Origin of the sequence: Streptomyces africanus, assembly GCF_030816955.1 — a bacterium.
Lineage (GTDB): Bacteria > Actinomycetota > Actinomycetes > Streptomycetales > Streptomycetaceae > Streptomyces > Streptomyces africanus.
On sequence record NZ_JAUSYP010000001.1, the window covers coordinates 4,511,468 to 4,532,861 of the forward strand.

The 21,394-nt window shown below is 72.5% G+C and carries 19 protein-coding genes and 4 pseudogenes; 10 read left to right on the forward strand and 13 right to left on the reverse strand.

Annotated features, from left to right (window positions below; translation table 11 throughout):
- Nucleotides 1–177: 177 nt before the first annotated feature.
- Nucleotides 178–1,197, forward strand: a complete 1,020-nt coding sequence (locus QF034_RS20950) for a cytochrome c oxidase assembly protein (protein ID WP_307179936.1) — start codon at nucleotides 178–180, stop codon at nucleotides 1,195–1,197.
- A gap of 256 nt (nucleotides 1,198–1,453) precedes the next feature.
- Nucleotides 1,454–1,624 (forward strand): hypothetical protein, encoded by a 171-nt coding sequence (locus tag QF034_RS20955; RefSeq protein WP_307176400.1) that lies wholly within the window; start codon nucleotides 1,454–1,456, stop codon nucleotides 1,622–1,624.
- On the opposite strand, the gene QF034_RS20960 is transcribed toward QF034_RS20955, so the two are convergent.
- The 4 genes from QF034_RS20960 to QF034_RS20975 are packed head-to-tail and all read right to left on the reverse strand — an operon-like array spanning nucleotide 1,597 to nucleotide 3,614.
- Entirely contained in the window at nucleotides 1,597–2,103 is a 507-nt protein-coding gene (locus QF034_RS20960) for a hypothetical protein (protein WP_307176401.1), read from the reverse strand. The genes QF034_RS20955 and QF034_RS20960 overlap by 28 nt on opposite strands.
- A complete protein-coding gene (locus QF034_RS20965; RefSeq protein ID WP_307176402.1) occupies nucleotides 2,087–2,578 on the reverse strand; it encodes an RNA polymerase sigma factor in 492 nt (163 codons plus the stop codon). The genes QF034_RS20960 and QF034_RS20965 overlap by 17 nt, the downstream gene beginning before the upstream one ends.
- Complete coding sequence (locus tag QF034_RS20970) at nucleotides 2,575–3,216, reverse strand: class F sortase (protein ID WP_307176403.1); 642 nt, start codon at nucleotides 3,214–3,216, stop codon at nucleotides 2,575–2,577. Before QF034_RS20970 ends, QF034_RS20965 begins: the two co-directional genes overlap by 4 nt.
- Nucleotides 3,213–3,614, reverse strand: a complete 402-nt coding sequence (locus QF034_RS20975; protein WP_307176404.1) for a sortase-dependent protein — start codon at nucleotides 3,612–3,614, stop codon at nucleotides 3,213–3,215. The genes QF034_RS20970 and QF034_RS20975 overlap by 4 nt, the downstream gene beginning before the upstream one ends.
- 229 nt (nucleotides 3,615–3,843) lie before the next feature.
- On the opposite strand from QF034_RS20975, the gene QF034_RS20980 reads away from it, so the two are divergent.
- The 3 genes from QF034_RS20980 (at nucleotide 3,844) to QF034_RS20990 (ending at nucleotide 7,885) form a co-directional block, all read left to right on the forward strand.
- A complete protein-coding gene (locus QF034_RS20980) occupies nucleotides 3,844–5,268 on the forward strand; it encodes a hypothetical protein (protein WP_307176405.1) in 1,425 nt (474 codons plus the stop codon).
- 89 nt (nucleotides 5,269–5,357) lie between these two features.
- The gene (locus QF034_RS20985; protein WP_307176406.1) at nucleotides 5,358–6,608 is read left to right on the forward strand and encodes an AAA family ATPase; all 1,251 of its coding nucleotides are present in this window, start codon (nucleotides 5,358–5,360) and stop codon (nucleotides 6,606–6,608) included.
- A complete protein-coding gene (locus QF034_RS20990; RefSeq protein WP_307176407.1) occupies nucleotides 6,605–7,885 on the forward strand; it encodes a vWA domain-containing protein in 1,281 nt (426 codons plus the stop codon). Before QF034_RS20985 ends, QF034_RS20990 begins: the two co-directional genes overlap by 4 nt.
- A gap of 12 nt (nucleotides 7,886–7,897) precedes the next feature.
- On the opposite strand, the gene QF034_RS20995 is transcribed toward QF034_RS20990, so the two are convergent.
- The 5 genes from QF034_RS20995 to QF034_RS21015 form a co-directional block, all read right to left on the reverse strand.
- Nucleotides 7,898–8,536 carry a response regulator gene (locus QF034_RS20995; RefSeq protein WP_307176408.1) on the reverse strand — a complete coding sequence of 213 codons (639 nt, stop codon included), beginning with the start codon at nucleotides 8,534–8,536 and terminating at the stop codon, nucleotides 7,898–7,900.
- Entirely contained in the window at nucleotides 8,533–9,738 is a 1,206-nt protein-coding gene (locus tag QF034_RS21000) for a sensor histidine kinase (RefSeq protein WP_307176409.1), read from the reverse strand. The genes QF034_RS20995 and QF034_RS21000 overlap by 4 nt, the downstream gene beginning before the upstream one ends.
- A 5-nt stretch (nucleotides 9,739–9,743) precedes the next feature.
- Complete coding sequence (locus QF034_RS21005) at nucleotides 9,744–11,948, reverse strand: MMPL family transporter (protein WP_307176410.1); 2,205 nt, start codon at nucleotides 11,946–11,948, stop codon at nucleotides 9,744–9,746.
- 110 nt (nucleotides 11,949–12,058) lie between these two features.
- A complete protein-coding gene (locus tag QF034_RS21010; RefSeq protein ID WP_307176411.1) occupies nucleotides 12,059–14,041 on the reverse strand; it encodes a glycoside hydrolase family 97 protein in 1,983 nt (660 codons plus the stop codon).
- A 186-nt stretch (nucleotides 14,042–14,227) separates the two neighbouring features.
- Entirely contained in the window at nucleotides 14,228–15,886 is a 1,659-nt protein-coding gene (locus tag QF034_RS21015) for an alpha/beta hydrolase (protein ID WP_307176412.1), read from the reverse strand.
- A 360-nt stretch (nucleotides 15,887–16,246) separates the two neighbouring features.
- Here QF034_RS21015 and QF034_RS21020 point away from each other — a divergent pair, with 360 nt between their 5' ends.
- Nucleotides 16,247–16,744 carry a signal peptide protein gene (locus QF034_RS21020; protein ID WP_307179937.1) on the forward strand — a complete coding sequence of 166 codons (498 nt, stop codon included), beginning with the start codon at nucleotides 16,247–16,249 and terminating at the stop codon, nucleotides 16,742–16,744.
- A 4-nt stretch (nucleotides 16,745–16,748) separates the two neighbouring features.
- Here the strand turns inward: QF034_RS21020 and QF034_RS21025 are convergent.
- Both QF034_RS21025 and QF034_RS21030 read right to left on the reverse strand, forming a co-directional pair.
- Nucleotides 16,749–17,129: pseudogene (locus QF034_RS21025) on the reverse strand (VOC family protein); the annotation flags it as partial.
- A 100-nt stretch (nucleotides 17,130–17,229) separates the two neighbouring features.
- A pseudogene (locus QF034_RS21030) lies at nucleotides 17,230–17,442 on the reverse strand (M20 family peptidase); the annotation flags it as partial.
- Between QF034_RS21030 and QF034_RS21035 the strand changes: the two are divergent.
- Nucleotides 17,443–17,685: pseudogene (locus QF034_RS21035) on the forward strand (Lrp/AsnC family transcriptional regulator); the annotation flags it as partial.
- 88 nt (nucleotides 17,686–17,773) lie between these two features.
- Nucleotides 17,774–18,742, forward strand: coding sequence for a prolyl aminopeptidase (gene pip / locus QF034_RS21040; RefSeq protein ID WP_307176413.1), 969 nt, complete (start codon nucleotides 17,774–17,776; stop codon nucleotides 18,740–18,742).
- Nucleotides 18,743–18,757: 15 nt separating this feature from the next.
- On the opposite strand, the gene QF034_RS21045 is transcribed toward pip, so the two are convergent.
- Entirely contained in the window at nucleotides 18,758–19,003 is a 246-nt protein-coding gene (locus tag QF034_RS21045; RefSeq protein WP_307176414.1) for a hypothetical protein, read from the reverse strand.
- A 119-nt stretch (nucleotides 19,004–19,122) separates the two neighbouring features.
- Here QF034_RS21045 and QF034_RS21050 point away from each other — a divergent pair.
- A pseudogene (locus tag QF034_RS21050) lies at nucleotides 19,123–19,338 on the forward strand (transposase); the annotation flags it as partial.
- Nucleotides 19,339–19,347: 9 nt separating this feature from the next.
- Here QF034_RS21050 and QF034_RS21055 read toward each other — a convergent pair.
- Nucleotides 19,348–19,638, reverse strand: coding sequence for a hypothetical protein (locus QF034_RS21055; RefSeq protein WP_307176415.1), 291 nt, complete (start codon nucleotides 19,636–19,638; stop codon nucleotides 19,348–19,350).
- Nucleotides 19,639–20,108: 470 nt separating this feature from the next.
- Between QF034_RS21055 and QF034_RS21060 the strand changes: the two genes are divergently transcribed.
- The gene (locus QF034_RS21060; RefSeq protein ID WP_307176416.1) at nucleotides 20,109–21,323 is read left to right on the forward strand and encodes a helix-turn-helix transcriptional regulator; all 1,215 of its coding nucleotides are present in this window, start codon (nucleotides 20,109–20,111) and stop codon (nucleotides 21,321–21,323) included.
- Nucleotides 21,324–21,394 lie beyond the last annotated feature (71 nt).

Below are 21,394 nucleotides of genomic sequence, written 5' to 3' on the forward strand. Positions count from 1 at the left end.
GTCTCCAGGGTGAGATCGGACGCAGGGGACTGGCTGGAGTAAGCGCTTTCTGGGAACGTAAGAGCTTGCCGTGGACGCGTCAATAGTCGTGTACATGATTCTCATTCATGTTCATGAACGAACGGCCCATCGCCGACCGCCTCCTTAACTTCGACGGCTACCGTCCGCCCGGTGAACGTGAACGAACTGTCGGCCGGGTACCTGCCGGAGCTGACCGCCGGACGGCTGCTGGGCTCCTGGCGGCTGGACGTGCCCGCGCTGCTGCTGGTCGTCGTCCTCGGCGCGCTCTACGGCTGGGGCGTCGCGCGGGTCCGCGGCCGGGGCGGCTCCTGGCCGCTCGCGCGCCCCGCCGCGTTCGTCGCGCTCGGGCTTTGCGCGATCGTCGTGGCCACGATGTCCGGGCTGGCCGTCTACGACCATGAACTGTTCTGGCCCGCCGCCGTCCAGAACGTCGCCCTCGATCTGCTCGCGCCGCTGGGCCTCGCCCTCGGCGACCCGCTGCGGCTCGCGGTCGAGGCGCTGCCGGAGGGCGGTGCGGAGCGGGTGCGGCGGGTCATGACCGGCCGGCTGGTCAGGACCCTGACGTTCCCCCTCGTCAGCACGGTCCTGGTGCTGGCCACGGAACTGACCGTCTACTTCACGCCGTACTTCGCCACCGCGCTGCGCGTCGGCTGGCTGCACGAGTTGATGTACCTGCATCTGCTGGCGGCCGGCTGCCTGTTCGTCCTGCCGGTGCTCACCCGCGAACAGGCCCTGCCCGCCTGGTGCACCCACCCCGTGCGAGCGGCCCTGGTCTTCCTGGACGGCATCGTCGACGCCCTCCCCGGCCTGGTGGTCATGACGCACGGCACCCTGATCGCGGGCGCCTGGTACCTGCACCACGCGCCGCCCTGGTCCCCCGACGTCCACCACGACCAGCAGATCGGCGGCGGCGCCATGCTCGGCATCGCCGAACTGACCGCACTGCCCTTCCTGCTGACGATCCTCGTCCAGTGGGCCCGCGCCGAGCGCGCCCAGTCGGCCGCACTGGACCGCCGGCTGGACGGCGAACTCGCCCCGGCGGCCCCGGAGCCCGCGGGCGGACCGGCTCCCGAACTGGTGCGCCCCTGGTGGGAGACCGAGAAGAGCGAGGTGGCGGAAAGAGTGCGACGCCAGGGGCACGGTGCCGGGCAGGCTGACCCGTACGGCGACCTATGACACCGTTCCTGAAGACTGAGCGGGAGTGAGTCCTGTTCCGGGTACGCGGGGGCGGGTTTCCTCACGCCGTCGGGCCTCCGGTCGGGCCTGGGCGGTCCGATGCCCCGCACGATCGCTCCGTGTCGTCGTCCTGACCTGAGATCAGGACGTCTTCCGTGAACGGTTCTGGCCGGTACGGGAGTACCTCGCCGAGGCGGCGGCGTTCGACGACGCCGCCGCGTACTGGCGCCGCCCCCACGCCTACCTCGACCCGCGGGTGCGGGCGGGGATCTCCCTGCTGGCCCAGACCGGCGACGACGACATCGCCCCCGGCCCGGCCCGGCTCGCGGACGACCTGACGAGCGGCCGCCGGCACACCCGGCACACCGGGCTGCTCGCGCTCGACGCCGTCGACATGGGCTACCGGCTGCTGGTGGCCGACCTCTGAGCCGTGTCCGGCGGAGTCACCGACGGGACCGGCCGGGCCGGGGTCGGTACGGCGGACGTGGGGCGGGGCACGGCCGTCGGGCGGGCGGCGTCGCCCGGGGCGTCCGTGCCGGGGCGGGGCGTCGCCGGGGCCGGGGCCTCGGACGGAGACGCAGGGGAACGCGAAGGAGTTGACGCCGAGGGAGAGGGAGCCGGTGCCGTGCTCGCCGGGGGCGGAGCCATCGGGATCGTCGGGGAGCGGGCGGGCTCCGGGGCCGTGGAGCGCAGGGGGAGGGCGATGAGGGCCGCCGCCGCGCAGCACAGGCCGGCCCCGGCCGCGGCGCGCAGCACCCGTCGTCGGGTCGCCCTGCGGCGGATCGCCTCGTACTGGCCGGGGCGCGCGCCGAGGTAGTCGGGCGAGGACGGCCGCAGGATCACGGCGAGCGGGTCGTCGGCGCCGGACTCCCGGTCGCCCGGATCGTCGTCAAGGCGTGTGGTCAAGGCTTCTCCTCAGGTGGACGCGGAGCAGTTCCCGGGCCGCGTGCAGGTCGGCCTTGACGGTTCCTTCCTTGCGCCCGGTCAGCACGGACACCTCCCGGATCGGCATGTCAGCGTAGTAGTGGAGGAGGATCGGGACGCGGAGTCGTTCCGGGAGCGACTGCACGAGCAGGCGCACCGACGGGTCGGCCTGCTCGGGGTGGGCCCGTACGGCGGCTTCCGAGGTGACGCGGTGCATGGCCCTTCGCTCGCGCTCCAGTTTGCGCCAGTGGTCCCGCACGAGGTTGGCCGCGGTGACGTAGAGGAAACCGCGGGGCTCCTCCACCTTCGTCCAGCGGGCCCAGAGCCGGGTGAACGCCTCCGAGGCGATCTCGTGCGCCGTCTCGTCGTCGTCGACGAGACGGCGGCACCAGCCGGCCAGGCGCGGGTAGAGGGCGGCGAACAGCTCGGACGCGGCCGTCTCACGGGACCGTTTCAACGCTCTCCAGGGGTGGGGGTCTCGGCGCCGCTCAGCGCGGCGAACACGATCACGTTGTCCGCGTATCCGTCGCCGGTACGCGCTCCGCCGCACGTGATCAGCCGCAGCTCCGGGCGGTCCACGTTCCCGTAGACGTCGTCCGCCGGGAAGCGGGTTCTGGGGACGGTCCGTACCGCCGTGACGGCGAACTCCGCCGCCGTGCCGTTCTCCAGGCGCGCCACGATCCGGTCGCCGCGGTGCAGCTCGGCGAGGCGGCGGAAGACGCCGTCGCCGTACCTGCCGACCGTGACGTGCCCGAGGATCACCGACGGGCCCGTCTGGCCCGGCGTCGGCGAGTGCCGGTACCAGCCCGCCGGGTCGTCAGCCGTCACCGGCGGCACCCGCACGGTGCCGTCCGGGGCCAGGCCCAGTCGGATGACCGGGGTGTCGACACCGATGGCCGGGACCAGCAGCCGGACCGGGACCGAACGGGCCAGGGGGCGCGCATCCTCGGCCGGGACCGTCCGGTGCGAGGACCGCGACCGCGGTGCGGTGGTCCCGGAGTCCGACGCCGTCCCCTTGGTCCCCTGGCCTGCGCAGGCCGCGAGCAGGGACGCCAGCGCCGCCGTGGTGAACGCGCGCCTGGAGAACGCGGTCATGCCCCGGTCGCCCGGCGACGCCGCACGACGACCAGCGTCCCGCCGCCCACGGCGAGCACCGCGGCGGCGCCCGCGCCGACCGCCGTGCCGCCGACGCCGGAGGCCGAGGACTCCTTCGTCACACCGGTGTCGGGCGCGCCGCTCGGCACGACGGAGACCTGGTCACCGGCCGGTGCCCGGGTCGGTTCGGCGCTCGGGACCGGGTGGGCGGAGGCCGGGGCGCGCGTCGGCTCGGCGGGGGCGGCCGTCGGTTCGGCGCTCTCCGCCGGCCGGGGCGTGGGCGCGGCGGCCGTCGGGACCGGGCTCGGGGTCGTCGCCTCGCTCGCGAACGCGGGGCCGGTGCCCAGGAGTACGGCGGTGCCCGCGAGGGCCAGGGCGGTGAGGACGGTTCGGCGCATGGGAACGCTCTCCTTCGTCGGTCCCGCCCGGTGAAGGGCGGGGTGCGTGACGGGTCGAACGGAGAGACGAGGCGGCCGGGGGGCGGGTTGTAAAGAGATGGCAAAGCCCGCGAAGTCCCAAACCGCGAAATAATCGGCTGCGCAAGGGAGTCGGCGGCGATAGCATCCCGGCGATGACGACTCACTCTGTTGACAGATTGGGGGTCCCGTCCGCGCCAGGTGAGTGCTGATGCTCACCCACACCGCGAACGGGGGCTCCCCGCTTTCCTGCGAGCCGCTTTCCTTCTGGCCGCGCGTGCGCGAGTTCGCCGTGCCGCCCTCCATGATCGAGACCGCGACGGCCCGGCGCCGTGCCGGGGACTGGGCGGGCGCGTGCGCCGCCGCGGGCGTCGACGTCGACCTCCAGCCGCGTGCCGTGGCCCGGGTCCACGGCCCAGAACTCGCCGCCCGGCTCCGGGAGGACCTTCGTCACCTGGCCCCCGACCTGCTGCGCTGGCACATGCCGAGGATCGCGCCCGACGGGCTGCTGCGGCCGGGGCTGACCGTCACCCTGGCCCGGTACGACGCGGCCGGGCGGGACGGCGTGCGTCCGCTGCACCTCGTGGTGCGGACGCCGCCGGCCTGGGCGGACGCCGGTCAGCGGATGAGCCTCGCCCTGTGGGACGCGTCCCACGCGGCGGCGGCCGACCGCCGTCATCCGCATCCCCGTCCGAGCCGGCGGTTCCGTCTCGACCTGCACCGCCATCTGTGGGACGCGCGCCACGCCGGTGAACTGGGGGTGCGATGCGGGGCCGAACGGTCCTCCGGTGACGACCGTTCGGCCGTGGCCGGGGATACGGCTGTGGATACGGCCATGAACAGGGAACTGGCCGGCCTGCTGCCGCCGGGGCACCAGGGGGCCGTCGACCGGTGGGCCGCCGAGGCGGCGATCCTGCTGCGTGCCGAAGGGCCTTCGAGCAGCAGGGTCTGTGTGCGGCTCGCAGCGCGCACGCGGCTCGTGCTGGACCTGTCCGACGGGGCCGTGACGGCGTACGGGCACCGGGGCGACTCCTCGCTGCCCGTCCTGCCCGATGCCGCGACCTGGGTGCTGCCCGACCTGGCACTGCTGCGGGCCGGGGCGATCGACGCCGGACGGCTGCATCCGCTGGTCGCTTCCGCGCTGAGGGTGGAGCGGGTGCCGGCCGGCACCTCCCGGGTGCCGCAACGGGCCGGTGATGCACGGCTGGTGGAGTGCCGGGGCGCCCGGCACCGGATCGGTCTGGCCGACGGTGTGCTCGCCGCGCTGGACCACGACCCGGCCGAGATCCGGCGCGAGGAGCTGCTGGCCGCCCTCGGCGGGCCCCCGCTGCCCTGCCTGCGGGCCATCGACGATGCACACCGCCGCCCCGACTGCCTCACCGGCGTCCGCGAACGCCTCGACCACGGCGACGTCGCCGGTGCGCTGGCCGTCGTGGAGGGCCTGCTGGGCCCCGAGGCGGTGCTGCGCAACGGCCCGCTGCGGGACGCGCTGGAGACGGCGGCGCGGCGGCGCATCGCCTACGGACTGTTCCGGGCGGGCCTGGACGGGCCTTCACCCGGGCGGCTGCGCCCCGGCGACCTCAACGCCTCCCGCCATCGCGGTGCGGCCACCCGCCCCGCACCTTCCTTCTTCTGACCCCGGCATCCGGGCCGGCGGCCTCCGCCCGGCTCCCCCGGCCGCCCGGTCTCCCACTCACGCCCGTACTCACACCCCCAGGTGATCACATGTCCACACGCACCCTGTCCACCGAGCCGGACACCGCCACGCAACTCGACACCGCCGGCGACCTGTTGTCCCTGCTGCGCGACACCACCACCGAACCCCGCCCCGACACCCAACTGGAGGCCCTGACGCTGGCCGTGGCCGCGGACTTGCCCGTGCTGCTGTGGGGCGAGCCGGGCATCGGCAAGACGGCGGCCCTCACCCAGCTCGCCACGGCCCTGGACCTGCCGCTGACCACGGTGATCGCCAGCGTGCACGAGCCGTCCGACTTCTCGGGGCTGCCCATCGTCGGCGACGACCCCGCCGAACAGGGCGTTCCGATGGCCCCGCCGGACTGGGCCGTACGACTGGTGCGGGCCGGCCGGGGGCTGCTGTTCCTCGACGAACTCTCCACCGCGCCGCCCGCCGTCCAGGCCGCCCTGCTCCGGCTCGTGCTGGAGCGGCGGATCGGCGCGCTGCGGCTGCCCCCCGGCGTGCGGATCGTGGCCGCCGCCAACCCGCGGTCCTCGGCCGCCGACGGCTGGGAACTGAGCCCGCCGCTCGCCAACCGGTTCGTCCATCTCCAGTGGGCCCACGACACCGAGGTCGTCGTACGCGGGCTCGGTGGGACCTGGCCCCGGGCGACCCTGCCCCGGCTCGACCCCGGGAAGCTGCCGGAGGCCGTGGCCTTCGCCCGGCGTGCCGTGTGCGGGCTGCTCTGCGCACGCCCCGGGCTCGTGCACCGGCTGCCCAGCGGCGAAACCCGCCGGGGCGGGCCCTGGCCGTCGCCCCGGAGCTGGGAGATGACACTGCACCTGGCCGCCTTCGCGACCGCCGCCGGTTCCTCCCGGGACGTCCTCTCCCAGCTGGTGCGCGGCACCGTCGGCGACGGGCCGGGCCTGGAACTGCTGGCGAGCATCGACCGGATGGACCTCCCGGACCCGGAAACGCTCCTGGCCGACCCGGCCGGTGCGGTCCTGCCCGAGCGGGGGGATCTGCGCCAGGCCGCGCTGGACGGTGTCGTCGCCGCCGTCCGCGGCCGTCCGGAGAAGTCCCGCTGGGACGCGGCGTGGGCGCTCCTGGTCAGGGCGGCGCAGAGCGGACCCCCGGACGTGGTGGTCGTCCCCGCGACCACGCTCGCCGCACTGCGCCGGGAGGACTGGGACGTACCGGCGACGATCGAGAGCCTCGCCGGGGTGGTGTCCCTGTCCCGCCGGGCGGACGACGCGGCGGCCCGGACCAAGTCGCCGACGGCGGCGAAGGCGCGCCGATGACGGGGCACGAGCCGGACGCGCCCCCGGCGCCGGACACTCTCGGAACTCCTGCCGCACTCGACCGCGCCAAACTCTTCGCCGCCCGCCTGCACGCCGCCCGAGTCCGCCCCTATCTCGCGACGGCCCTGTTCGCCCTGCACGTCGTCGAGTCACGGCGGGTCCCGACCATGGGCGTCGACCGGTACTGGCGGTGCTACGTCTCGCCGGCGTTCGTTGACCGTACGCCCGTCGAGGAACTGGCCGGCGTATGGGTGCACGAGGTGTCGCACCTGCTGCGCGACCACCACGGGCGCGGCGACCGGGTCGCGCGGGAGCGCGGGCTGAGCGGCCCGGCGGAGCGGCTGCGGATGAACATCGCCGCGGACCTGGAGATCAACGACGACGTGTACGGCGAGGGGCTGGCCCGCCCGGAGGGCGTTGTCGATCCGGAGACACTGGGGCTGCCCGAGGGGCAGTTGATGGAGGACTACCTGCGGCAGTTCAGCCTCGGCCCGCGGATGAGCGACCTGGTCTGGCTGGACTGCGGCAGCGGCGCCGACGGCCTCGACCGGGAGTGGGAGCTCGGCCCGGACGGTGCGCACGGCCTGAGCGAGCAGGAGCGGGACGGCGTCCGTTTCCGGGTCGCGCAGGGCATCACGGGCCGTCCCGGCAGCGCCCCGCAGGGGTGGCGGCGCTGGGCCGACGAGGCGTTCCACCCGCCCCAGCCGTGGCGGGAGTTGCTGGGCGCGGCGGTCCGCTCGGCGGCGTCCGGGCCGGGCGCGGGCGAGGACTACACCTACGGCCGTCCGGCCCGCCGCTCGGCGAGCGTGCCCGGGGCCGTGCTGCCGAGCATCAGGCGCAGGCCGCCCCGGGTGTCCGTCATCATCGACACGTCCGGGTCGGTCAGCGACGCCGAACTGGGCAGCGCGCTCCTGGAGGTGGCCGCGATCTCCCGGGCCGTGGGCGGCCGGCGCGACCTGGTCACGGTGGTGCCGTGCGACGCGTCGGCCCGGTTCGTGCACACGCTGTGCCGTGCCGAGGGCATCCCGCTGACGGGCGGCGGCGGCACGGACCTGCGCACGGGCTTCACCCGGGCCCTGCGCTCCCGCCCCGCCCCGGACGTCATCGTGGCCCTGACCGACGGCCAGACGCCTTGGCCGGCCACCCGCCCTCCCTGCCGGACGGTGATCGGCCTGTTCCCACGCCGCTACCAGAGCCATGCCTACGACGAGACCAACCCCGAGTACGTCCCGGACTCACCCCCGGCCTGGGCCCGCGTGGTGGACATCGGGTCCTGACGGCTCAACGGCTCAAGGCCTGTGCAGCAGCCCGCGTTCCATCGCCACCACGACCGCCCTCGTGCGGTCGTTGACGTCGAGCTTGGCGAACAGGCGCAGCAGATGCGTCTTGACGGTGGCCTCGGCGATGACGAGGCGGCGGCCGATCTCGGCGTTGGTGAGGCCGTCCGCGACCGCGTTCAGGACATCCGCCTCCCGGGCGGTGAGCGGGATCTGGGCGGGCTGGCGCATGCGGGCGACCAGCCGTTCGGCGACCCGGGGTGCCAGCACCGTCTCGCCGCGTGCCGCCGCGTGGATCGCGTCGGCCAGTTGCTCACGGGTGGTGTCCTTGAGGAGGTAGCCGATCGCCCCGGCCTCCACCGCGCGCTCGATCTCCGCGTCCGTGTCGTACGTCGTCAGGATCAGCACCCGGGTGCGGGGGAAGCGCGTCACGATCTCGGTCGTGGTCGCCACTCCGTCCAGGACCGGCATCCGCAGGTCGACCAGGGCGACATCGGGCTCGTGGCGCTCCACGAGGCCGAGGGCCGCGCGGCCGTCGCCTGCCTCGCCGACGATCTCGATGCCGGTCTCGGAGGCGAGGAGGGCCACCACTCCGGCCCGCATGACGGTGTGGTCGTCCACGACGATGATGCGCAGAGAGCTGCCCGTCATGCCGTCGCCCCGCTCTCCGCGGCGGTCGGCGGTATCAGCGCCAGCACCCGCGTCCCGTCGCCCACCGAACTCGTCACCGTCAGTCTCCCGCCCAGCTCCGCCAGCCGTTTGCGCATGCCGTCCAGGCCGAAGCCCGACGACGACTCCACGACGAACCCGCTCCCGTCGTCGGTGATTTCGAGCTCCACTCCGTACGGCTGCCGGGCCAGGACCACGCCGACCGTGGAGGCGCGGGCGTGCTTGCGCACGTTGGCCAGGGACTCCTGGGTGCAGCGCAGCAGCGCGATCCGGGTCTGCTGGTCGCACTCCAGGTCCGACAGCTCGGCCTCCACGGTCAGGCCGGTGTCCTCCGCGAAACGGTCCAGGGTCCGGCGGAGGGTCTGCGCCACCGAACCGGCCGCTGCCTGGCCGGGCCGCTGGGGCGAGCCGACCAGTTCCCGGGCCTCGGCGAGGTTCTCCCGGGCCGTCGCCTCGATCGACCACAACTGCTGGGCGCTGCGCGCCGGTTCGGTGTCGAGCCCGGCCCGGGCCGCCTCGGCCAGCACGATGATCGAGGCGAAGCCCTGCGCGAGGGTGTCGTGGATCTCGCGTGCCATCCGCTCCCGCTCGTCCGCCGCGCCCTGCCGCTGGTGTGCCTCCAGCAACTCGGCCTGCGCCCGCTCCAGTTCGGTGATCAGCCGGGCCCGCTCGGCGCTCTGCCCGACCACCGAGTGGGCCCACAGTCCGATGAGTGCCCCCACGGCGACGACGAGCACCGTGGACACGAGCGTCTCGGTGAAGAACTCCACCGTCCAGCCGTCCTGCCGCAGCACGCTCGCGGCCAGAGTGGCGGCCGCGGCGAGCCCCAGGAACACCATCGAGGCCCTCGGCGTACGCCCGAACATCCAGTAGTGCGGCAGCGTCACCATGAACAGCGCCGCGTAGTTGCCCCGCAGATACGCCAGCCCGCCGAGCGCGACCACCAGCACCGACAGATAGACGTGCGGCCGTACGACGGGATTGGCCGGGAAGCGGTCCACGACCGCGTACGACAGCACCACCCCGCCCAGCAGCGCCAGCGCCGCGTACTTGCTCCCGCCGGGCCGGTCGATAGCGACCAGCCCGACGGCCATCACGGCGAACAGCAGCCAGCACACCGTGTTCCAGCGGCGCAGTGACGTGGCCCAGAGGGCGTCGGGGGCGGCCCCGGCGAGAGCGGTCATGCCGGTCAACGTACGTCGACAGCCGGGCGGGCGGGCGACTTTTCCTCCGGGCCGGCCGTCACCCGGCGCCCCGGGCGCGAGGGCCACCAGCTCGCCTCGCCCAGCAGCAGCATCGCCGCCGGCAGCACCATGACCCGGACCACGAACGCGTCGATCAGCACCGCCGCCGCCAGGACGAAACCGATCTGCTTCATCTCGATGATGTGCAGGAAGACGAAGCTGGCGAACACCGTCGTCATCACCACCGCCGCACTGGTCACCACGCTCGCCGAGGAACGGATCCCGTCCAGCACGGCCTGCCGCGTGGGCACGCCCGCGAGCGCCGCCTCCCGGATACGGCTCACCACGAACACCTGGTAGTCCATCGACAGCCCGAACAGGATCACGAAGAGGAACAGCGGCACACGCGACCCGATCGACCCGGTGGACCGGAAGTCCAGCAGCCCCTCGGCCCACGTCCCCTGGAAAACCAGCACGAGCAGCCCGAGCGCCGCCGCGGCGGACAGCAGGTTCAGGGCGACGCCGAGCAGCCCGAGCACCACCGAACGGAAGGCGTACACGGTCATCGCGAACGTCACCAGCAGCAACGCGCCCAGCACCAGGGGCAGTTTGCCGTTCTGGTGGGCGGGATAGTCGGCGTAGCGGGCGACGTCCCCGGACACGCCGTACTCGGCGCCGGCGATCCGGCCGACGGTCGCGGGCAGGAAGTCGTCCCGGAGCCGGTCCAGGGAGTCGTACGCCTCGTCGGAGTTGCCGAGGTACGGCACCCGCAGTTCGAGGGCGCTGGTGCGGTCGTCGGCGGAGGTGCGGATCCGCGAGGCGCCGCTGAACAGCGGGTCGGCCTCGGCCCGTCCAGCCACCTCGCGCAGGGCGGCGGAGACCTCCCCCGACCGCGTGGCGTCGGCGCGCACGACGACCTGGTGGGTCACCCGCCGCTCCGGGAAGGCCTCGTTGAGCCGGTCGTAGACCCGCATCGCGGGGATGTCGCGGGAGTGCGTGTCCCGGCTCATCTCGGTGATCTTCAGCCCGGCCAGCGGGACGACGAGGGCGAGGAGCGCGACGACCGAGACGCACAGGGTCGCCAGGGGATGCCGGGCCGCGGGCCGCAGCAGAGCACTCCACACCCGGCCGCCGCCCGTCCCGCCCCGCGTCCGGCGTACGGGCTTGCCGCGCTCCGCCCGCCGCAGTGCCCGGCGTTCCGCCCGCCGCCCCAGCCTGACGAGCAGTGCGGGCAGGGCCGTCAGCGAACTGGCCACCGAGACCAGGACGACCACGATGGTGCCGGTCGCGAGGGAGGAGAAGATCACGTCGGAGGCCAGGTACAGCGTCGACGTGGAGGCGACCACCGCGAACCCGGAGACCACGACCGCCCGGCCCGAGGTCGCGGCGGCCAGCTCCACCAGCGCCTCGGAGGACAGCCGCCCGCCGGAGCGGGCCCGTTCCTCCCGCTCCCGCTTGAGGTAGAAGAGCGTGTAGTCGACGCCGACCGCGAGGCCGATCATCAGGATGACGTTCGTGCCGACCCCGGCGTCGGGCGAGATGTGCGAGACGACCATGGACAGCCCGACCGCCGCCGCGATCGACGACAGCGCCAGCAGCAACGGCACCCCTGCCATGGTGACCGACCCGAACACCACCAGCAGGGTGAGCAGGGTGACCGGCAGGGTGATCGCCTCGGACAGGGCCAGGTCGTCACTGCGCTGCTGGTCGACTCCCTTGCTGACGGAGGGACTTCCGGTCTCCTCCAGCAGCAGCCCGGGGTGGCTCTTCTGCACCGCCGAGGTCTGCGCCACGAGCGCGTCGACCTTGTCCTTCGCGTCCCGCTCCTCGCCCTTCAGCGCCACCTCGACCATCAGGATCCGTCTGTCCTCGGACAGCAACGGGCCGGCCACGCCCGCCACATCGGGCAGCCCCCGTATCCGGTCGGTCAGGTCGTCCGCGGCGGCCCGGGCGGCGCCCTCGTCGAGAGCACCGCCCGAGCGGGAGGAGATCAGCACCTGCTCGGCGGCCCTGCGCTCCAGATGCGCATCGGCCGCCAGGGCCTCGGCACGGCCGGCCTCACCGACCCGGTAGTCCGCCGTCTTCGCGCTGTTCGTGCCGACGGCACTGCCGGCCCCCAGACACAGGGCCACGAACACCAGCCAGCCGACGATCGCCCGCCAGGGATGCCGCGCACTCCAGCGCGCCACCCGCACAGATAGTGAGTTCATGCCCGAAAGCCTGGCTGAGCTGGGCAGTTGCCGGACAGAGGTACTCGGTTGAACCTGCCGTCCACCGACCGGTGGATCCCGGCCCTGGGGAAAACCCCACCAGCTCCCGATCAGCTCGGCGTCAGAACCACCGCCTGGCCGCCCGCCGGGGCCATGGCCACGTCGAGCGTGTCGGCGGCGGTGACGGTCCGGGTGCCGACCACGACCGGGGTCCTGAACGGGCTGGAGCCCGGGGTGCCGTCGGCGTAGACCGTCGCCGTGTAGGCGCCGCTGCCGAGGAAGGACAGGGGCAGGGACAGCGTCCTGGACGACTCGTTGGTCATCGCGCCCAGGTACCAGGTGGGGCCGCTGCGGCGGGCGACCGCGATGTACTCGCCGATCTCCCCGGCCAGGGTGCGGCTCTCGTCCCAGGTCACCGGCACGGCGTTGAACCACGGCAGGCCGGGCCAGTTCGCCGGGTTGTCGTACTTGGACGGCTTGTCGTACCAGAAGAGGAAGTTGAGGGGCTGGTAGTAGACGGCGGCCATCGCCATCTGGTGGGCGTTGGTCGTCTTGTCGCGGGACTGGCCGTAGCAGATCGTGTAGTCCATCGGGCCGCCGATGTTGCGCGCGAACGGCAGCGTCACGTTGTGGGTGGCGGTGGGGAACTGCTCGTTGCCGCGCACGCCTTCCAGGCTGATCCAGTTCGGGTGGGTCCGCTCGTAGCCGAACGGCCGTACGTCGTCGTGCATGTCGATCAGCAGCCGGTACTTCGCGGCCGTCTTCGCCCAGTCGATGATCTGGTTCGTCATCGACTGAGTGCCGTCGTTGATGAAGCCGAGCTTGATGCCCCGCACGCCCCAGCTCTTGTAGAGGCCGAAGAGGGAGTCCGCGTCGGTCAGCGCGAGCCGGTTGACGTAGAGGAAGACGCCGATGCCCTTGCTCGTGGCGTACGAGATGACCGACGGCAGGTCGATCGCGGCGATCGGCGTCGTCGCGTCCGGGGTGGTGAACTCCGGGCCGTACCAGCCGGCGTCGTACTCGATGTACTCCAGGCCGCGCGCCACGGCGAAGTCGACGCCCGCCAGGCCCGCGGCGGTGCTGAGCTCGCAGCGGAAGACCTTGCCGGGCTTGATCCAGGAGGTGTCCGGGAGGGCGTTCGGCGGCGCCAGGTTGAGCACCAGCTCGGCGTTGTCGACGAGTTCGGCGTGGGTGGCCCCGATCACCACCGCGCGCCAGGGCGTGGCGAAGGGCGTGGTGACGGTGGAGGTCGTCTCCACGGGGCCGGTGCCGCGGGCGGTGTGCTCCATCAGGAAGGCGGAGAGGGTGTTCGGCTCGCCGGGGACCGAACCGAGCATCAGCCGCGGGTAGTCCACCCGTGAGGACTCGCAGACGCAGGCGATGAGCCCGCCGGTGAGGGCGGCGGTCAGGGGCAGGTCGGTGAGCGGGCCGTTGTCCGTGGTGGACGTGCCGGTGACCGGTATGGAGCCCGGCGCGACCGGCTCGTAGGCGTTCTCGTCGCGGGCGCTGTAGACGGTGGTGCCGTCGGGGAAGACGAACGTGGTCAGCTCGTCGGCGACGGTGATGGTGCCCTCGTCGAGGAGGAGGTAGCGCAGCGCCACGCCGGTCCTGTACGCGCGGATCTGGACGCCGAAGCGGATGCCCGAGGCCCGGTCGACCAGGTCCCAGCGCTGTTCCTGGTAGTGGTCGGTGACGGTCGCGTTGCGGCCGTAGACCGGGGTCCAGGTGGTGCGGTGGGTGCCGTACCGCTGCCTGACCACCCGGACGTCGGCGCCGAGGACGGTGCCGTCGCCGAGCCGGAGACCCAGAGCCGAGGTGTCGATCACCGTGCGGCCGTTGCGGCGGGCGGACCAGCGCAGGGCGCCGTCCACCAGGGACAGGGTGACGGAGGTGCCGCCCATGCGGGCGGTGACGCTCTCCGGGCGGTCCGGCGGGTTGTCCTCGGCGTAGGCGGGCCGGGTCGGGGCGATCCCGGCGGCTGCCAGCCCGGCGGTGACGGCCGCGCCCTTGAGCACGACCCGGCGGGAGGCGGGCGCCGGGCGGCCGGCCGGTCCGTCCGCGGCGGGCTCTTCCCGGTCTCCAGAGGCTCTCATCACGGGCCTTCCCTTGCGGTAAGTGGTAGTAACCGGTTTCTGCGAGTGCAGTTCTACGTGTCCGCGCAAGAGGGGGTCAAGAGGGGGGAACCACCGGAAACGCGCACACCCCGGGTCCGGGCCCGGTGAGGCCCGGCACCCGGGGTGCCGCGGTGCGGCCGGTCAGCGCATCGGCCGGCGGCTTGCTCAGCGCATGGAGCCGAGGCGGTCCAGGCGGTCGCTCACACCGTTGCGGAGCTCGCCGAGGGTCGTGCCCGGCGGGGCCACCTTCGGCGGGTCGGACGGCGGCTGGGTCTCGTCCGCGCACCTCGTGCCGCGCGCCGGGACCTTCAGGTCCACCAGGTAGCCGGTGACGGCGTCCGTCGCGCAGGCGCTGCGCCCGAAGGCGGTGTGGCCCTCGGCCTGGAAGGTGAGCAGCCGGCCGTTGTCGAGGGTGCGGGACAGGGCCACCGCGTCCTGGTACGGGGTGTCCGGGTCACCGGTCGTGCCGAGCACGAGGATCGGCGCGGAGCCCTTCGCCCGGAAGGAACCGTCGTAGCGGCTGGGCTTCTCGCCGGTCCACTGGGCGCACGTGGTGGCGTGCTGGTGGTCGTAGAGCGGCGGGCCGTACGCCATGGCCGGGCCGAGCAGCGGGGCCAGCTTGGCGTTCGTGGTGACCTGCCGCTTCAGCAGGGCCGGGCTGCGCGGGTAGTCCTTGTCGACGCACTCGACCGCGATGTTCGGGTTGAGGAAGTCGAAGCTGGCCGGGGACGGCGGCCGGAGCAGGAACGAGGTGGTGTCGCGCTGCTGGGCCTTGCGCAGGGCCTGGCCGAGGGAGGGCCATATGACCTTGCCCTCGTTGATGTTGAACATGAGGCGGTAGACGACGGTGTAGCCGTTCGCCTGGCCGCCGTTGGCGGTCGGTACGGGGTTGGCGTCGAGGTCGGTCTTGAGCTTCTCGAACGCGGCCCGGGGGTCGCCGTCCCCGAACCCGCACGTCTCCTGGTTCGCCTTGCACCAGTCGAGGAAGCGGCTCATCGCGCCGTCCAGGGCCAGGTACTGGGGCCGGTCGTAGGCGTACGGGTGGTTCGCGTAGTGCTCGGGGTCGTACGCGCCGTCGAGGACGAGCGCGCGCACCCGGTCGGGGAACATGGCGGCGTAGACCGTCCCGATGTAGCTCCCGAACGACCGCCCGTAGTAGGTCAGTCGGTCCTCGCCCAGCGCCTGACGCAGCAGGTCGATGTCACGGGCGACGTACCCGGTGCCCGCGTACGGCACCAGCTCGCCCGCGTTGTCCTTGCAGGCCTGGTCGAACGCGGCGCCCTGGCGCACGGCGGTCTCGTAGGCGTCCGGGGTGGGGGCGCCCTTGGCGGCGGTGACGGCCTGCGTGTACGTGGGGTCGTCCCAGCACGTGACCGCCGAACTGCGCCCGACGCCGCGTACGTCGTAGCCGAAGACGTCGAAGGAGTCGCGCAGGGCGGCGGGCAGGCCGGCGTAGTTGCCGCGCACGAAGTCCACGCCGGAGTTGCCGGGCCCGCCGGGCTGGAGGAAGAGCGTGCCCTTCTTCCTGGCCTGGTCCGGGGCCTTCTTGCGGATGACCGCCAGGGTCATGGTCTTGCCCTGCGGGTCGCGGTAGTCCAACGGCACGTCGGCGTTGGCGCATTCGAAGCCGCCCTGGCAGTCGGACCAGGACAGGGTCGGCACGGTCGGCTGCCCGTCGCCGTCCTCGGGCTGGCCGGCCATCGCCTGGGCGGCGGTTCCGGCGAGCGCGAAGGAGACGGCGGCGGCGATGGCGATCCTCAGACGCGGGAAGCGTCTGTGTGCGCGGGTGCCGGACCGTCTCGGTCCATGAGCTTGTTCGGTCACTGTGGTGGTTCCCCCTCGGGCGCGCGCGTGTGCCGTCGAGCACCCTGTGGTGTGGGCTGGGTCGTTGAAGTTTCTAGCTCACCTGGAGGGGGAAGGGAACGGCGAGCACTCCTGTGGGCCGCCTTCCACGGGATCTCCCCACTACCCGGCGGTAGTTGCGATGCCGTTCACTCGCGGAACGGTGGGGGTACGCGGCGCCGACACCGGCCGCCTCGGCCGTTCGGCCGATCCGCGGGGTCGGGGCCGCTGCCCAGGATCGACTGCGTAGTCTGAGGCCATACCTGGTCAAGTCCGCTGTGCGGCGAGCCAGTTCACCCGAGCGAATCCCTCCCCCCACCCGAAGGACCGTCCCACGTGTCGTTGTCGAAAAACGGTCGTCTCAAAGTCGCCCTCCTGGCCGCCGTCGTCGCGGTCACCGGCCTGACCACGGCGGGTCCCGCCCTCGCGGCGCCGCCGGCGGCCACCGCAGCGGCCTCTCAGACGCAGGAGCCCGCCGTACCCACGGACTTCGTGACCCTGCCCGCGAGCCCCCTCCGGGCCGACGGCCCCCAGCAGGTCACGGTCACCTACCGCAACCCCACACCGACGACCACGACCGTCGCCCCCCAACTCCTGGTGACGTCCCCGGACACCGGGCCGTTCCTCTCACCGTCGGACGTCAAGGTCGAGCGGCGCACGGGGCACGGCTGCTGGATGCCCGTGCGGCTGGGCAGCCAGACGGGGACGCTGTTCACGGATCTCGTCGGTGCGCAGCGGGCGTTGGGGGCGGGGGAGACGCTCAAGGAGCGGTACCGGGTGACCGTCCTGAATCCGAGGGCCGGGGGGACGGTGGAGCCGAGGGTGGCGCTGTACGGCTGACCTCGGAATCCGTGGCGGCCCGGTCGGACTCACTGCGCAGAACGCAGAATTCGTTACCTTCGGGATCAGCGAGGACGGCCCAGCCTGAACCATCGGGATTGCGGTGATCCGCGACGAAGGCGGCACCGAGACCCAGCAGCCGGTCCACCTCCTGATCGCGCGAGGTCTCCGGGCGCAAGCAGAGGTGGATCCGGTTCTTGACCGTCTTGCCCTCGGGCACCTGGTTGAAGTACAGCACCGGGCCCTCCGCCAGCAGCACCTGAGTCTCCCGGGCGCCCGGCCGGTCCTCCGGATGCATCGAGCGCCCGGTCACACTGCTCCAGAACCGAGCGAGCTCGTAAGCATTCGCACAGTCGATCGCCACGTTCTGCACAACAGAGACCATGCGCGCCAGCGTTCCTGATCTCCACGCCGAATGCCACCGGGTTGCGGACGCCGTCGGCACCCGTGTGTAGTCCACCGGGTCAGCCGGTCGACGCCATGGCTCAGCCCCGCAACGGCTCGGCCAGTCGTGCCAGCAGGCCCGCGACCAGGGCGGTCTGGGTGGGGACCGTGTCGGGGTGGATGAACTCGCCCCGGGCGTGGGCGCCGTCGCCGACCGCGCCCGTGCCGCACAGGACGGGCAGGCCGAGGGCGGAGATGAAGTTGGCGTCGCTGGCACCGCCGACGGCGGTGTCGGGCAGGTCGTCGCGGCCCTGCGCATCGACCGGCTCCCCCAGACCCGGCTCGTCGCCCACGTCGCCAGCGACATGTCGGTCCTCGCCACCGGCCTGGTCCCCGACCGCTCCGCCCTGGCATTCTTCGTCGACCACGAACTCGCCGAGATCCCCGGCATCCTCACGGTCAGCGTCGACGTCATGCTCGCCGAACCCCGCCGCTACTGGCTGGACCGGGATCTGACCTCAGGGCTCGGCGAGTTCCACGCGCCGCCGTTGCTGTGAACGCACCGCAGGAAGCTCGCCGGGGAGAACCGGGGCGGTGCTGTTAAATCTGTGGACAGCCAGAGCCGAGGGTCGAGGAGAATGCGTCATGGCCGAGCTCCATCCCCCCATCGAGCCGTACGAGCACGGCATGCTCGACGTCGGCGACGGCAACCGTGTGTACTGGGAGAGCTGCGGGAACCCGGCCGGCAAGCCCGCCCTCGTCCTGCACGGCGGGCCCGGATCCGGCGCGGGGCCGTTCTGGCGGCGGCTGTTCGACCCGGCGGCGTACCGCATCGTGCTGTTCGACCAGCGCGGGTGCGGCCGCAGCACACCCGACGCCGCCGATCCGCGGACCTCGCTCGACGCCAACACGACCCCCCATCTGATCGCCGACATCGAACTGCTCCGGCAGCACCTCGGCATCGGGGAATGGCTCGTCATCGGCGGCTCCTGGGGCGTGACCCTCGCGCTGGCCTACGCCGAGCGGCACCCGGGGCGCGTGTCCGAGCTGGTCCTCTTCAGCGTCACCAACACCACCCGCCGCGAGGTCGAGTGGGTCACGCGGGACATGGGCCGGATCTTCCCCGAGGAGTGGGCCCGGTTCCGTGACGCCGTCCCCGAGGGGGAGCGCGACGGCAGCCTGGTGGACGCGTACGCCAGGATGCTCGCCGACCCGGATCCGGCCGTACGGGAGCGGGCCGCGCGGGAGTGGTGCCGGTGGGAGGACGTGCACGTGTCGACGCACCCCGGGCACCGGCCCGATCCCCGTTTCGAGGACCCGCACTTCCGGCTGCGCTTCGCCCGCCTCGTCACGCACTACTGGCGGCACGCCGGCTTCCTGGAGGACGGGGCGCTGCTGCGCGACGCCGGGAAGCTGGCGGGCATCCCCGGCGTGCTGATCCACGGGCGGCTGGACATCAGCGGCCCTCCGGACGTGGCGTGGCGGCTGGCCCAGGTGTGGCCGGACGCGGAGCTCGTGCTGATCGGCGAGGAGGGGCACGGGTTGTCGGGCGACGCCACGACGGAGGCGGTGCTGGCGGCCACGGACCGGTTCCGGCCGGTCGGCACCCCCTAGGGGGTGTCCCAGGGCTCAGTGCGCGTCGTAGATGCCCTGGTAGTGGGCCAGTGCCGTCTCGCGGACCCGCTGGTCGCTCCAGGAGGCGAAGCGGTCGGGGGCCATCCGGTCGGGGTCGACGAGCAGGTCGCCGGTCTCCAGGAGCATGTTCGCGAGCTGACGGCCGACACCGCCGGCGTGCGTGACCCAGGACGCCTCCGCGAACCACAGTCCGGCGAGCCCGGTGGCGGGCCCGACCAGCGGGAGTTCGTCTGGGGTCATGGCGAACACGCCGTTGCGGCGGCGCCCCCTCGGCGCCGTGCGGAAGGCCGGCACCAGGCTGGTGGACTCCTCCAGGGCGGCACCGAAGTCGGTCTTGGAGAAGGGGAGTTCCGCCCGAGGCGAAACGCATCGGTGTCCGTATCGCCCGCAAGGGCATCGACTCCAGCGAGCGGCTCGGCCGTCGCAGGTGGGTCATCGAACGCACCATGTCCTGGCTGACCGGCTACCGCCGTCTCAACCACCGCTACGAGCGGAAGCCAGGCAACTACCTGGCCTTTCTCGGACTGGTATCCGCTCTCGGCTGCTACAAGCGGTTTCTCAAACTGACCATGTAGGACACGGTCTTAGATGGGGTGCGGGCACAGCCAGATCCAGGTGGAGTTCAGGCTCCCCACCTTGGCGTGGACCAGCTTCAACGGCCGGTCGCAGAAACCGGGGTCGGTGTCGTCGTCGCCATGCAGACGCCTCTCGACGACGACGCGATTGACCGTGAACCCTTCACTTTCGAGGAAGTCCTTGGCGAACTGCTCGGGGGTCGACCGAAACAATGCCTTTTCCGCCTCGCTCAAGTCGACATCGAAAAGCTCGATCTCCTGGATCGACTCGTTCTCGGTCTCCCGCGTGATCCTGGCCATGAGAAGGTCACCTCCACTGGAACTTTCCCTTCAGTCTGGGCACGGTTTCGGCCGCCGCAAGCGCAGCGGACACGCCCCGTTCCGTCCGGCCGGATGTGCGCTGCGCCTCCTGAGGGCCGCGCAAGATCCTCTGGACTGTGGATTTACTGGTCAAGGGTCTTCCTTCAGTCGACGGGCGGACGAGCCGACCTCTACGCCGTTGGAGTGCACTGTGCGGCACGCGCGCTTGCCGTCGCCGCCATAAGAGCAGCCGGCAAGGAGCCGGACCTCCGTGGTGCGTCACCCGGCGCGGCGCCGCCGGAACTCCTCAAGCCATGTCGTCGACGCGGGTCGCGGCGGCGTCGCGACCTCCAACGGCGTCCCGAAAGCGTGAGCACGAGGCGGCCGGAGCCTGCGGGCAGGTCGTACCGTGCCTGCCCCGCTCGCGAGATGGCGCTGTTCGCCTCCTCGTCGCGGCGTACGGTGGCAGCGTGGCAAACGAAGACCTGGGGCGGACCCTGCGCCGCTTGCGTCGTCTGGCCTCCTTGACGCAAGAAGAACTGGCCGAACGCTCCGGTGTGTCCGTCGATGTGATCCGCCAGCTCGAACAGGGGCGGAAGCACTCGGCACGCCTGCCCACACTGCACGCACTGGCCAACGGTCTCGGAGTGGAGCTCACCACGCTCCTGGGCGATCCGCCCGCGGTCTCCTCCACAGGTGAGAATGACGGGCCACGCTTCGTGGCTGTGCGTCGCGCCATCATGCCCGTGCTCTGGGGGTCTGCGCCGAAGCCACCAGGACCGGGCTTCTCTTTGGAGCGCCTGCGCGAGCAGATCGCGGACGGCTGGACGCAGTACCACGCCGCCGAGTTCGACACGGTGATGAAGGCATTGCCGGACCTCATCTCGGACGCCCGTACCGCCACCGCCTCGGGCGACGACGGCGAGCGCAAGGCCGGGTACGGGGCCCTCGGCAAGGCGCTTCAGCTCGCCGGACACGTCGCTGTGCGGATGGGCAAGACGGACCTTGCCCTGACGAGCCTGGAGCGAGCGATAGAGGCTGCGGGACAGTCCTCCGATCCGCTGCTCGTGCCGATGATCGTCAACTCCACGGCGTGGACCTATCAGCGGCAAGGACGCCTGGAGGACGCGTTGAACATCGCGCTCCATGCCGCGGCCGACATCGCGGACAACGGACGGACCGGTACGGCCGACGGGCTGAAGGTGTGGGGCGCGTTGACCATGAGCGCCGCCACGTCCGCCGCGCGCAGCGGCGACTACGAGCGTGCGGCCGCGATGATGGAGGCAGCGGAGAAGGAAGCGGCCCGGGTCTCGAAACTGCCCGATGGTGGCGACAACCGCATGGTGAGCGTCTTCAGCCCGTCGTCGGTCCGAATCGAACGCGTCCGTCTCGCCGTTCAGTACGGACACCCGCAGGACGCCCTGTCGCTGGCCAAGGGAATGCGACTGAGCAAGGACACCCCACCATCCTGGCGGACTTGGCTGCTGCTCGATGTGGCCCGGGCCCACACCGACATCGGGGACGCGGCCGGGGCGGTGAAGACCTTGGAGTCCCTCCGCCGTGTGGCGCCGACGTGGATGCAGCACCACACGCTGGCCGTGGCCATCGTGCGCGATCTCTGGTCGCTTCCCAACCACCCGCCGGGCTTGCGTTCATTGGCGGAGTTTCTGGGCGTCGGTGAATAGCGTGGTGAAAGTGGGACGTTGCGCCCCTGTCGGCGTTCCCGGCATGTCGCTTGCATAACGGACAGCGCCTC